The following is a 13,069-nucleotide window of genomic DNA, read 5'->3' on the forward strand; positions in this document are numbered from 1 at the left end:
AGACGGCCAGCCGCCCGCACCGTGGGGCGCGGGCGGCCCACTTCACCTCGACCCGAAAGGACCGACCGTGAACGCCAGCACCGCCAGCACCCCTGTCAGCCCTATCAGCGTCGATCCGGACGTGTACTCGATCGCCGTACGGGGCCTGCTCGTCAACGAGGCGGGCGCGGTGCTGCTCGTACGCCGACGCCTCCGCGCGGCGGGCGACGACCGCTGGTGCCGACTGCCGGGCGGCCGGGCTGCGGACGGCGAGTGGATGCGCGACGCCCTGGTCAGACACATCCGTGAGCAGACCGGACTGTCCTTCGCCGTACCGGCCGCCAAGATCCGTGGCGTGGACTCGACGACCGCCACCCCGAAGGTCGCCGCCATGACCACCTACTACTACTCGTTCTCCGACGCGGTCCCTGCGGCCTTCGCCATCGTGCTGCCCGAGGACTTCGACCACTTCGCCTGGGCGACACCCACGGACCTGGACCGGCTCTGCGCACCCGACGAAGTCCCCCAGGTCAAAGCCGTACTGGCAGCCGCGCGCGACGACGACTGCATCGAGATGCTCAACGGCCGCATAGCGACCTAACCGTCCACGCCGCCCACAGCAGCAACTTACGGAGCCCCCATGCACAGCACCACCAGCCGCATCCGCGTCACCGTCACCGACCCCGACACCAGCCTCCCCCTCGCGCGGGTAACGGTGGCTGCCGCCGCCCCAGCCGTCGCCAAGACATGCCGCCGCTACTTCGGCGACCGGTGGCACGTGGACCCCGCCCCCCACACCACAGCCGAGGACCAGGTTCCGGTGATCAGCGTCGCCGTGGACCCAGGCAATGTGCACAGCATCGAGCAGGCCATGGTCGATCACGAGCACGAGGAGCTGTTCTACGCGGGCGCCCGCGCCCTGCGCATGCACGACACCGACGGACGGGCCTACGCGGTACAGACGACGCGTGGCGTGGTCTACCGCGCCGAGGCGGACGGCCGGCGTTTGTTTGTCTCCGCCATGCACCATGACGCGCTCGACGTGGCCACCGTCCGCCTGGTCCGGGACGCGATCCGCGCCCAGCTCCAGGCCGACGGCTGGGTTCTGCTGCGCGGCGCCGCCGTCGTCCGCGACGGCAAGGCCCTGCTGATCGGCGGGATGCCGGGAGCCGGCACGACCACCGCCGTCCTCCATCTGGGCTGCGCGGGCTGGGAACTGATCAGCGACGGCCGGATCTTCGCCCGCCCCGCGCCCGGTGGGGGCATCCATCTGCTGCCCTGGCCCGCCGCAATCGGCGCGGACCTTCCGCTCCTCGACAGCCTGGGCCTGTACGACCGCGTACGCGAGCACTTCCTCGGCGCCCCCCAGGCCCACCCGCAGCAGTCCTACGAGATCAGCCGGGCGCTCCGTAAGGGGTCCCGCGCGTCGTGGCTGGACTACCAGGGTCTGGCGCAGCGGGCGCTGAGCCGCCCCGCCGATCTCGGCCTGCTCCCGGCTGCCGGCGGAACTGCGGCCGCCGTGCTCCTCCCCCGTGTGCTGCCCGACGTGGCCGCACCGTCGGCGGACACCCACGCCGCCGAGTTCGGCGACGACCTCTTCACCGGGGCGGAGCGCTACCCGGATCTGCTGGGACTGGCGGCCGCCGCCCCCGAGCAGCAGACCGACGCCGCCCAGGCCGCCCAGGCCGTCCGCGACGCCCTCGTATCACTCCCCCGATGGTCCGTACGCCTGGGCCACGACCCCCGCGCCACCGCCGCCTTCCTCACCAACGCCGCCGACACCCTCGTCTTCGGCCACTCCGTCGCGGCGGGACCGGCGGCGGGACCGGCCCGGTGATGGCCGTGCCCCGGTGGCTGGTCACACAAGATGACGCAGACGACGAGTGGCACCTCGCCTTCGGCAACATCGCCAGCGAACTGAGCTTCGCCGTCGGCAGTTTCTCCGTCTACTGGATCGATCCCGGTTCCCACCAAGCCCCGCTCGACGGCGCGCGTTTCTCCTGCGAAAAGCGCCGCAAAGTGGCGCAGCCCGGCGCCCTCGCGCAGATGGAAACGCAGTACGCGGATGATGCGCGCCGGGCCCTGGCGTGGCTGCGCGCCGATATCGGGGAAGCCGCGCGCACGCTGCCCTACGCCGAGGCCGCCCTGCTCACCGCCCAGTTCCGCGACCGCGAATGCGTCAAGGCCCACTTCCACAACCTGGGTTTCCGTCACCTGACCCTCGCCCTCACCGTCACCGCCCGCGGCTACAGCACCACGTGGCGGATCAGACGCCGCCACCGGACCGGCCACGGGCGACCGGTGTCCGCCCCGCCCCGCATATCCGAAAGCCGAGCCGCTGCATGACGCTCCTGAGAGCCGCCACCTACAACCTGCTGGACGGCGGCGCACGCCGCCCGGACAAGGGCATGGCCTACCGGCTGCCCGACCAGATCTCCCTGCTCCAAACCCTGGACCTGGACGTCCTGTGCCTCCAGGAGGGCAAGAACTGGCACCGCGACCGGCTCCGCGTCCCGTACGCCGTCGCCGCACAGCTGGGCATGCAGCTCCTGTTCGCGCCCTCGCCCCGCCACGGCTGCCACCTGGCCATCCTCTACCGGTGGCCACGCCTGGCGCCCCGCGAGTTCGAGCCAGACCTCTCGTACGGCGCCTTCCACCACACCGCAGCCCTCGCCGAGTTCGCCATCCACGGTCACGGCCTGCTCAACGTGATCAACGCACATCTGAACCCGTTCAACCCCACCGCCCGCAGCGGAGAGGTGGGCTGGTTCACCCAGTACGCCAAGCCGGGCCGGGACACTCTGCTGTCCGGCGACCTCAACTTCGGCGAACCGGTGAAGACGACGCCGGACAAGCTGACCGCGCACATCCCCGCCACCAAGCACGCCCACCACCTGGTCCAAGGGCCGGACGGGGCCTATACCGACGAGGTCGACCTGAGCGCCCTGCACACCCTGCGGGGCGCGGGCTTCGTCGACCCGCCGGCCGCGCTCGGCCTGCCCACCCCCCGCACCGCGGGCTACTGGACCAACGCCGTGACCGGCCAGAACAGCGAGCACCTGTGGGACCACCGCTCCGACTACACCCTCCTCTCGCCAGCCCTGGCCCCCGCCCTGCACGCCTGCGACGTCATCGACACCCCCGCCGCCCGCCTCATGGCCGACCACCTCCCGGTCACCGTCACCCTCAACCTCTCCCAGCGCTGAAAGAAGCACCGATGCCCCACCCCACCTGCCACGCCCCCGCCGCTGCCGCCCCCGGCGTCCCCGACGCCACGGCGTACGAAATGCGGCCGGCACGCGCCGCCGACCGGGACGCCGTCACCGTCCTGATCGACGACCGCATCAACTCCATCGGCAGGCGGGCCGCCAAGGAGCAGACCACCGTCGACCTCAAGGTCAGCCGCGCCGCCGTCCTCAACTACCTGGGCGAACAGGAAGACGGACAGCCACTGGTGTGGCTGCTGTGCGCGGACGCCGAGATCGTGGGCTGCGCGGCCGTGCTGCCCGGCACCTCCTCCTGGGTCTGGGACCCGGCACAGCGCGCCGAACCGGCGCACTCCATGGTCGGCCTGTTCACCCGCCCCGCGCCGGGCGCACGTCTGGCCTGGCGCCTGACCGGGGCCCTCCTCGACCGCGCCTGGCGCCTGCCCGTCGAGGACGGCCACATCCGGTGGCTGCGCAGCACCACGACCTCGGCCTGGGGCATGCACTACGCCTGCGCCGCACTGGGCTTCTCCGTCCCCGGCGGCGTGATGCGGGGCACCGGCCACGTGTACCTCCTCCAACGCCGCGCCTGTGCCGTACCCGGCCTCGCCGCCCTCGTCACCACCCCCCACCTCGGCTGACCCGCCGCAGCCTCCCAATCGGCGAAGGACCCCCCATGGGCCAGCAAAAGATCGTCGTCCCGTACATCACCACCCGCGACGGCGAGGAACTCGGGATCGGATCGATGCTCCGGGCAGACCCGGCGCGGGGCCTGTACTACGCCAACGAGGGGCCGCACGACCGGGACCGCAGAGGCGCGCTCTGGGCGCGCCAGGGGCACAACCCCCGCGACAACGCCGGCCAGCCGACCGGCGAGCCGCTCTACGCGAAGGTCCACCCTTCCCGGCAGAGGGAAACGATGTACGAGTTGCGGTGCCAAATCTGCTGCCAGGAGCTCGCCAGCCGCACCTCGCTCGGCTACCTCTTCCTGCTGGAGCGGCCCGACGGCGGCACGGAGCCGGGCTGGCCGGAGGGAGAGCTGACGACCCATCCGCCCCTCTGCCTCCCCCACGCCAAGACCTCGGTCGAGCGGTGCCCGCCGCTTCGGCGCGGCCACGTCGCGGTCCGCGTCAAACTGGCGCGCCTCTACGGAGTCTGGGGACTGCCCTACACCACAGGACAGGACGGAACGCTGCACCCCGCGCACGACGACGAGCGCCCCGTGGGCTACCACGACCCCCGCATCCGCTGGCACCTCGCCGCCCAACTCGTCCGGCGCCTGCGCGGCGTGACCGTCATCGACCTGAAGGCGGAACTCGCCGCCGCAGGGCTGGGCCGATGACCGCCCCGCCGCCGGCCAGCCTCCCGCGATTACGCACCGCTCGGGGCACGCACCCGGCGCCGAGGCGGCCCCGGGCGCGCGGCCCGCCGCACGAGCCCGCACCGGACCCGACCACCTGCACGCCCGAGAAACGAGGACCACCACGTGGGCAAGAACAACAAGAAGAACACCATCGCTGCCGCCAAGAACACGATCAAGGCGGACCGCAAAATGAGTACCAAGAAGGCCGCCGAGCGGACCCAGGGAGCCCTGGCCGACCGGCAGGTGCGCCAGCACACCCCCAAGAACGACAACGGCAGGGCCCAGTGACCGCAGGAGAAAGCTCCATGCCAGCCGAGGACTTGGACCTGCCGTCCATCCCACCCCGCAAACGACTGCGCGGCGAGGAGAAAGAGGAATTCGACCGGGCAGCGGCTGCCGCCTACCAGAACAAAGGCGCCAGCATCCGGAACATCGCCGCGAAGACCGGCCGCTCGTTCGGCGCAATCCACCGGTCCCTGGCACAGCAGAAGATCCCTTTTCGCCCGCGCGGCGGCGTGAGCCGCTCCGCTGCCAAGGGAGAACGCCAGTGAAGTCCGGTTCCACGGTTCCGCACATGCCCGAGCGCATCAACGTCGTCTCCAGCAATGTCGAGTGCAACGGACGCATACGCGCCGCCGCACACCGCGCCCACTGGGCCACTCTCGCCGACCTGCTAAGCGACCTCTCCCTCTGGCCCACCCCCCAGTACGAGACGCCGCTCGCCCGCACCAGCCGCTGAGGCAAGGTCTCGCCGCTCGCCATCTGAGAGCAGCCGGCCGGTGCGGGGAAAGCCGAGGCATTGCGGTGTTGGCTGGCACCGCGGCCTCCATGGTGGGTGTGAACGGGCGGCCCTGACCGGTACACGGTCTTACGATCCAGCCGCGTTCCGCGGGTACGGGTTCGGTGGGGGACGCACGTGGTCACCGTGAATGAACCCTCTCCGGATATCCCTGCATTTCAAGGATGTTCACGAGCGTTCAACACGTTCACGGCTCGAAGGACCGCAGGACCTGCCGCCACTCCCGGTCGTCTGTTTCGCTTCGAAGCAGGGGCTATTCGCGCCTCTGCTCGACCGACCGGTGTTGCTCGATATCAGGTGGTGGTTCAGGTGGAGACATTGGCGCTTCTGGAAGGTGGTCCGCGAGGCGGACCGGAGCAAACGCGCGTCGCGGAAGCGCAGTTGCCGGACCGTGTCGCCGTGATCTACCTGAATGGCCGGGAGCACTTCGAGTACACGGGTCGCTCCGTCGACGTCGACGGCCGCAGCTGCCCGGTGTTCCGGTGGATCTACTCCACCAAGATCGCCGAATAAGGGGTCCGGCGGTCTTGGCGGGCCCAGGGCCGGACCCTCTCCTGAGCAAAGGCGGGGGGAGCGGGCCGGCCTGCCGGCACCGCTGCCGAAAGAGTTCAGGTCCAAGCCGGCCTGAACCGCATGGATGAGAGTCAGGGGCGCTGTGCCCGAAAGGCATTCGGCGGCCCCCGAAACGCATTCCGAACAAAATCACCCGCAGACCGGTTGGTGTACCTCCGGCTGCCCTGAAAGGGACTTTTGATGTCAGCGACTAATTCGCAGCCCATCGCGATCGTGGGAGTCGGGTGCCGGTTCCCCGGCGGTGTGGACAGTGCCGCGGGTCTGTGGAATCTGGCGGCCCGTGGCCGGCGCACGGCGGGTCCGGTGCCAGAAGAACGTTGGGATGCCGGACGCCTCGCGGCTGTGCAGGATCCGGAGTTGGCGAAGCGGGCGGGGTGGGCCTGCCTGCTGGAGGGGGACGTGTGGGCCTGGGACCCGGAGGCGTTCTCGGTGGCTCCGATGGAGCAGCAGTGGGTGGACCCGCAGTTCCGGGTGCTGATGGAGGTGGCCTGGCAGGCGGTGGAGCACGCGGGGGTGCCGATGGACCGGATGCGCGGTTCGCGTACCGGGGTCTACATGGGCACGTACGCCCCGGACAATCTCTTCCGTGAGGCGAGGCCGGTCGAGGACGCTCCCAACAGCCCATATCTCTTCGGGAACTTCACGGCGGGCGCGGCGGGCCGGGTCGCCTTCTCGATGGATCTGCGCGGCCCCGTCATGGTCGTCAGCACCCACTGCTCCTCGGGGCTGGTGGCCCTGGACACGGCGTGCGGCGCGCTCACGCTGGGCGAGTGCGACACCGCGCTGGCCGGCGCCGTACTGCTGATGCTGTCGCCGGAGACGCACTACTACGAGTCTCCTCTGCTGCTGTCGGAGCGCGGGGCCTGCCACGCGTTCGACTCGCGCGCCGACGGATACGTACGGGGCGAGGGCGCCGGTGTGCTCGTCCTCAAACGGCTGGCCGATGCCTGGCGGGACGGGGACCGGGTGCTGGCCGTCATCCGGGGCAGTGCGGTCAACAACGACGGGCAGGCCAGCCGGCTCACCGCGCCGTCCACCGAGATGCAGCAGCGGCTCTTCCGTCGCGCGGTGGCGAACGCGGGCGTCGACCCGGGCGAGGTGGGCCTGGTCGAGGCGCACGGACCGGGCACGGCGGTCGGTGACCCGATCGAGTACACCTCCATCGACGCCGTCTACGGCCGGGGCCGGGGCCGGTGCGCCCTCGGCTCGGTCAAGACGAACATCGGGCACTCCGAGCCCGTCTCCGGGATCGCGGGCATCATCAAGGCTGCGGAGTCCCTGCGGCGCGGGGTCATTCCGCCGAACGCCGGCTTCGAACAGTGGAACCCGGCGATTCCCCGGGACGAGGGGTCGCGGCTGTTCGTGCCGACCTCTCCCACCGACTGGCCCGTGGACGGCGATACGCGTCTCGCGGCTGTCTGCTCCTACGGCGTGACCGGCACCAATGCCCACGTGGTCCTGGAATCCGCCCCGCGGCAGACAACAGGGGGCCGTCAGCCCCGCCGGCCCGAACGATCGGCCCAAGAAGCCCGGTTATGCCTGCTCTCGGGCAACTCGCCGGAGTCGTTGACCAAGGCGGCGGCCCGCCTCGTGGACTGGGCGCAGGGGACCGGGGCGGAGGCCGATCCGCTGGATGTCGCGCACACCCTGGCGCTGCGCCGGTCGCACGCGGACCACCGGCTCGCACTGGTCGCCCGCGACCTGCCCGAACTGGCGACCCGCGCCCGTGCCTTCGCCTCCGACGAGGCGAGCGACGGAGCGAGCGACGGGGTGGTCTCGGGAACGCCGCTGCTGCCGCCCGAGCACGCCGGTCCGGTGTTCGTCTACACCGGCCAGGGCTCTCAGCGGCCCGGCATGTGCCAGGGCCTGCTGGCGCGCAACGCGGTGTTCGCCGCGGCCGTGGACGAACTGGAGCCGATGATCTGGGCCGAGGCCGGCTTCTCGCTGCGCGAGATGATCGTCCACTCCGAGCGGCTGGCCGGTCTGGAGCGGATCCAGCCCACCCTGTTCGGCGTCCAGGTCGCGCTCACCGCCGTATGGCGTTCCTGGGGCATCGAGCCGGCGGCTGTCATCGGCCAGTCCCTCGGCGAGGTCGCGGCCATGGTGGCCGCCGGCGGTCTGAGCCCGGCCGACGGGGTGAAGATGATCTGCCGCCGCTCCGCCCTGCTGGCCACGATCTCCGGCGGCGCGATGGCCTCGGTGATGCTCGGCGCCGACCGTGTGCGGGAGGCCATCGAGAAGGCTGGGGCGGACGGTGTGGCCCTGGGCGTGCTCACCTCGCCCGGCAGCACGGTCGTCTCCGGCGACGCCGACCAGATCGCCGATCTGGTCGCGCGCTGGGAAGCGGACGGCGTCATGGCCAAGATCATCGATGTGGAAGTGGCCTCGCACTCCCCACAGGTCGACCCCGTCCTGGAACAGTTGCGCACCGCGCTGGCCGACGTGCCCCAGGCGCACCCCCGTATCCCCTTCTACTCCACGGTCTCGGCCGATCCGCTGCGGCCCGGGGCGCTGGACGGCGCCTACTGGGTGCGCAACCAGCGCGATCCAGTGCGCTTCCACACCGCCGTCTCGGCGGCCCTGTCCGAAGGGCACCGGCTGTTCATCGAGTGCACCGCCCACCCGCTCGCGGTCCGGCCCATCCTGGACACCGCCCAGCAGCAGTCCGCCCCCGACACGGTCGCGGTCGGCAGCCTTCGGCAGGGCACCGACGACGATGACGCGTTCCTGACCCACCTCGGCGCGCTCCACGCCGCCGGCTACGACGGCATCGGCTTCGCCGCCCACTATGGCGACGGCGACCTGGCCGACGTCCCCGTTACCGACTGGCACCGCACCCGCCACGGCGGCGACGACCCCGCCTACCGCCTCGTCGCCCCCGGTCTGCCCGGCGCCGCGCAGCACCCCCTGCTCGGCGGGCACGTCCACGACCCCGACCGGCCCGACCACCACCTGTGGCAGACCCCGGTCGGCCCCCGGCTGCTGCCCTGGCTCGACGATCACCGCGTCGCCGACGTACCGGTCCTGCCCGGCACCGGAGTCGTGGAGATGATGCTGGCCGCCGCCGTACGGACGTACGGCACCGACCGGGTCGCCGTAGCGGACGTCACCGTTTCCAACCCGCTCATCCTGGACCCGGAACCGGTCGTCACCACCCGACTGGTCCAGGACGGCGACCAGACCGCGGTGGAGGTCGTGACCACCAGCGACGGCGACGTCACCGTGCACGCGCGCGGGACCGTCCGGCCCCTGCCCGAAGACGAGCGGGCGACCGAGCCGCTCGCTTCGGCCCCGCGCGACGTCGAGGGCTGGAACGACTACGAAGTGGCCGTGCTGCACCGCACCTTCAGGGACAAGCACGACGTCTTCCACGGCCCGGCCTTCACCGCCATCGACCGTATCCAGGTGTGCCCCGATGACGACCGGGCGGTCGCCGTGCTGCACACCCACGAGAGCGCACGGGTCTCCGCGTGGACGATGGCCCTGCACCCGGCCCTCGCCGACCAGGTCGTACAGACCGCCGTGTCGGCCTGGCTCGCTCACTACACCCTCACCCCGGGCCCCGTAGTGGTCGCCGGCTTCGGGGAGGTGCGCGTGTACGGATCGACCACGCACGCCCGCAGGGTCGCCATCCGGCTCCACGAAGCCGACGACCTGGGCTGCACGGCATCGGCCCGCCTCGCCACCGCGGACGGCACCGTGGTCGCCGAAATCCGGGGGCTGCGCGTCAGCAACGTCACCCCGCCCACCGAACGGTTCACCGCCCGCCTCTCCCACCAGCGGTGGACCCCCGTGCCGGCCCCCGCCGAGCGCCCCCGCGCCACCGACGGCACCTGGGTCGTACTCACGGAGCAGGACGACGCCTGGCCGGCCGAACTGGCCCTGGAACTCAAGAACCACACAGACGGCTGCCGACTGCTGCCCTTGGACACCGCTATCGGCGAGCCTGAGACGCTGCCCCCGTGCACCGGCCTCGTGCTCACCCTGGGCGAAGCGGATCCTGAAGGCGACCCCGCCGAAGCCGCCCGCACGCTGGTCTCCCGCACCGTCACCCTGATCCGGCACCTCATCCGGGCAGGGCGCCCGCCGAGGCTGTGGATCCTGTATCGGGCCGGGAACGCCCCGCTGTCGGCCGCGGCGCTGCGCGGCCTGCTCAGGACCGCCGCCTACGAGCACCCGGAACTGGCTGCCGGCAGCCTGGAGTTCGTCACCGGGGCGACGCCGTACGACGAGATCCTCGCGGAACTCCTCGACAGCGAACAGCCCCCGACCGAGGTCGGGCTGCTGCCCGGGGGACGGCACGTCGCCCAGGTGGCGGCAGGCCCGGACGCAGCCGCCGACGTCGCTGTCGACGACGCCGCCGTTGACGCAGCTGTCGACGTCGCCTCACGGCCGGACGGATCGCCGGTCCGTTCCGGCGCGTCGTACCTCGTCACCGGAGGGCTGGGCGGCCTGGGGCTGCTCACCGTCGCATGGCTGGCCCGGCGCGGAGCCGGGCGGATCGTCATCGTCGGCCGCTCCGCCCCCACCCCCGAGACCCAGGCCCGCCTGGACGGGCTGCGTTCCACCGGAACCGACATCGTCGTCCTGCGCGGCGACATCGCCGACCCGGAACTGATCCGCCGGGCGATCGACGCGGCCGGTGACGAGGAGCTCGTCCTGCGCGGCGTGCTGCACGCGGCGGGCGTCGTCCAGGACGCCACCCTCGCCAACCTCGACGACGCTCTCCTGGAACGCGTCTGGCGCGGCAAGGCGGAGGGGGCCTGGGCGCTGCACCGCGCCACCGCCGACCTCCCCCTCGACTTCTTCGTCCTCTACTCCTCCGTCGCCTCCCTGATCGGCTCGCCCGGCCAGGCCGCGTACGCCGCCTCCAACGCCTTCCTCGACGGCCTGGCCGCGCACCGCCGCCAACGCGGCCTGCCCGCGACCGGCATCCACTGGGGCGCCTGGAGCGAGGTCGGCCGCGGACAGCACCTCGCCGACCGCGGCTTCCTCACCATCTCGCCCACCGACGGGATCGACGCACTGGAACGCATCCTCACGGCCGGCCACCAGCAGGTCGCCTACTCGCCCCTGGACATTGCCCAGTGGACCGCCCCCTACCCGGCCCTGCGCGCCTCCACCCTCCTGGCCGGCCTCCTCACCGGCCAGGACACCGGGGAGGACGAAACGGGCGTACGCGACCAGCTCCTGGCCGCCGACGGCCCGGCGGCCCGCCAGGACATCCTGGAAACCTTCATCGCCGAGACCGTGCGCGACCTGCTCGGCGGCACCACCCGCCACATCGGACCCCACACCAGCATCGTCGTCCTCGGCCTCGACTCGCTCGGCGCCGCCCAGTTGCAGCAACGGCTGCAACGCGCCCTGAAGACCGAGATGAAGCCCGGCGTCATCTGGGTGAAGCCCAGCGCCGCCTCCCTCGCCGAGTGGCTTCTCGACTCGATGGGACTGAGCGACTCGGTGGGACTGAGTGACGCACAGGACGACACCCCCGCGGCAGAGCGCTGATACGGACGGCCGCCCGGCGCGGCCGTCCTGCGCACGGCCCCGTGGAGCAGGCGCGACCGGCCGGACCGTCCCCGAGCTGGTCGCCGCCCACCCGCCCTTCTCTGAAATCTCTCCGCAGGAGAAAAGCCGATGAACGCAGGACACCCGGATCCCGTCTCCCCGCGCGCGGGCGGCGGTCACGCCGTCGTCATCGGCGCGGGCATCGCCGGCCTGCTCGCGGCCCAAGCGCTGAGCGGCAGCTTCGGCCAGGTCACCCTCATCGAACGCGACCGCCTCGATGCGGCCCCCACGCCCCGCAAGGGCGTACCGCAGGGCCGGCACGCGCACGCACTCCAAGCCCGCGGCCTGCAATGCTTCGAGGAACTCCTGCCGGGAATCCAGCGTGAGCTGAGCGCGGCAGGGGCGACACCGGTGGACTTCTGCCGCGAGGCGCGGCTCCACTTTCCGCCCGGCTCCCCGCGGCCGATGGAATCCGGTATCCGCATCCAGCCGGTCAGCCGCCCCCTGCTGGAATCCGTCCTGCGCGAACACGTCCTGCGCACACACGGAACGAACCTTCGCGACGCCTGCGCAGTCACCGGACTCACGGCGAACGCGACGGGGCGGCGGATCACCGGCGTCCGCCTCCGCCCTCGCAGCCGCGGGACCCATGACGGCACTCGCGATACCGGCTTCCAGGCGGACCTGGTGGTCGATGCCTCCGGGCGCAGCTCGCATCTGCCGCGATGGCTCGCGGACCTGGGGCTGCCGCGCGTGACCGAGACGAGCGTCGACGCCCACGTCGGCTACGCGTCCCGCGTCTACCGCGTCACCTCACGTATCGAATGGAGCGCGGTCTTCGAGCTCCTCCATCCCCCCACTACCGCCCGCGGCGCGTTCGCCCTGCGCATCGAAGGCGACCGGCTGATCGTGACCCTGCAAGGGGCAGCGGGCGATCACCCGCCCACGGACGAGCAGGGCTTCGACGCCTTCATGAAGACCCTGTCCAGCGACGTGTACGAGGCCGTGCAACAACTGCGGCCCGCCGGCACGCCCGTGCGCTACGCCCGCACCGCCAACCGCCGCCTTGACTACCACCGCCTGAACCCCTGGCCCGACGGACTGATCGCGCTGGGCGACGCGGTCTGCGCGTTCAACCCCGTCTACGCCCAAGGCATGACGGTCGCCGCCCTCGAAGCCCTCGCCCTGCGCGACCACCTCGCCCGCCACCCCGATCCCCGACAGCCCGGAGCCTGCGCGAAGTTCCAACGACGGCTGCGGCGTATCACCGCGGCACCATGGGCCCTCGCCACGCTGCCGGACCACGCGTGGCAGAGCCGGCAGCCACCCCTCGTATCCCGTATCGCCCTGTGGTACCTCGGCCGCTGGCACCAGCTCATCCCCAACGACCCGCGCATGCACCGCGACATAGCGAGGGTCACCAACATGCTCGCTCCCCCGCTGCTCCTCCTGCACCCGCGGCATCTGGCCCGCGTCGCCGCGTCCGTCATAAGGCCGCGTCAGCGTGCCAGGGCGGCCGACTGGGGCCCCACAGCCCGAGCCGACGCGGCCTCCGGGCAGCGCGTGGGACACCCGCACCCCGAGAGCGACACCCCGGCGGACCACCCCAGCCCCACCGACCCCACAGCCTAGGGAGGCACC

12 protein-coding genes are annotated in these 13,069 nt (G+C 71.9%); all 12 read left to right on the forward strand.

Annotation, left to right across the window (positions count from 1 at the left end):
• On the forward strand, window positions 1-580 hold a 580-nt coding region (locus tag ACFU99_RS01905; protein ID WP_384384344.1), incomplete at its 5' end, for an NUDIX hydrolase.
• Window positions 581-619: 39 nt separating this feature from the next.
• A complete protein-coding gene (locus tag ACFU99_RS01910) occupies window positions 620-1,816 on the forward strand; it encodes a hypothetical protein (RefSeq protein ID WP_384384347.1) in 1,197 nt (398 codons plus the stop codon).
• Window positions 1,816-2,325, forward strand: a complete 510-nt coding sequence (locus tag ACFU99_RS01915) for a hypothetical protein (protein ID WP_384384349.1) — start codon at window positions 1,816-1,818, stop codon at window positions 2,323-2,325. Before ACFU99_RS01910 ends, ACFU99_RS01915 begins: the two co-directional genes overlap by 1 nt.
• The gene (locus tag ACFU99_RS01920; RefSeq protein WP_384384351.1) at window positions 2,322-3,185 is read left to right on the forward strand and encodes an endonuclease/exonuclease/phosphatase; all 864 of its coding nucleotides are present in this window, start codon (window positions 2,322-2,324) and stop codon (window positions 3,183-3,185) included. Before ACFU99_RS01915 ends, ACFU99_RS01920 begins: the two co-directional genes overlap by 4 nt.
• Before the next feature lie 11 nt (window positions 3,186-3,196).
• Entirely contained in the window at window positions 3,197-3,826 is a 630-nt protein-coding gene (locus ACFU99_RS01925) for a hypothetical protein (RefSeq protein WP_384384353.1), read from the forward strand.
• A gap of 35 nt (window positions 3,827-3,861) precedes the next feature.
• Complete coding sequence (locus ACFU99_RS01930) at window positions 3,862-4,527, forward strand: hypothetical protein (protein ID WP_384384356.1); 666 nt, start codon at window positions 3,862-3,864, stop codon at window positions 4,525-4,527.
• A gap of 144 nt (window positions 4,528-4,671) precedes the next feature.
• The gene (locus ACFU99_RS01935) at window positions 4,672-4,836 is read left to right on the forward strand and encodes a hypothetical protein (RefSeq protein WP_384384359.1); all 165 of its coding nucleotides are present in this window, start codon (window positions 4,672-4,674) and stop codon (window positions 4,834-4,836) included.
• 17 nt (window positions 4,837-4,853) lie between these two features.
• Window positions 4,854-5,099: a helix-turn-helix domain-containing protein gene (locus ACFU99_RS01940; protein ID WP_384384362.1), complete on the forward strand. Its 246-nt coding sequence runs from the start codon at window positions 4,854-4,856 to the stop codon at window positions 5,097-5,099.
• 23 nt (window positions 5,100-5,122) lie between these two features.
• Window positions 5,123-5,287 carry a hypothetical protein gene (locus ACFU99_RS01945; RefSeq protein ID WP_384384365.1) on the forward strand — a complete coding sequence of 55 codons (165 nt, stop codon included), beginning with the start codon at window positions 5,123-5,125 and terminating at the stop codon, window positions 5,285-5,287.
• A gap of 369 nt (window positions 5,288-5,656) precedes the next feature.
• On the forward strand, window positions 5,657-5,860 hold the full coding sequence (locus tag ACFU99_RS01950; RefSeq protein ID WP_384384368.1) for a DUF5988 family protein: 204 nt from the start codon (window positions 5,657-5,659) through the stop codon (window positions 5,858-5,860).
• A gap of 240 nt (window positions 5,861-6,100) precedes the next feature.
• Window positions 6,101-11,428, forward strand: coding sequence for a type I polyketide synthase (locus ACFU99_RS01955; protein WP_384384370.1), 5,328 nt, complete (start codon window positions 6,101-6,103; stop codon window positions 11,426-11,428).
• A gap of 129 nt (window positions 11,429-11,557) precedes the next feature.
• Window positions 11,558-13,060: an NAD(P)/FAD-dependent oxidoreductase gene (locus ACFU99_RS01960; protein ID WP_384384373.1), complete on the forward strand. Its 1,503-nt coding sequence runs from the start codon at window positions 11,558-11,560 to the stop codon at window positions 13,058-13,060.
• Window positions 13,061-13,069: the final 9 nt, after the last annotated feature.

It is taken from the genome of Streptomyces sp. NPDC057654, assembly GCF_042800135.1.
Classification (GTDB): Bacteria; Actinomycetota; Actinomycetes; order Streptomycetales; family Streptomycetaceae; genus Streptomyces.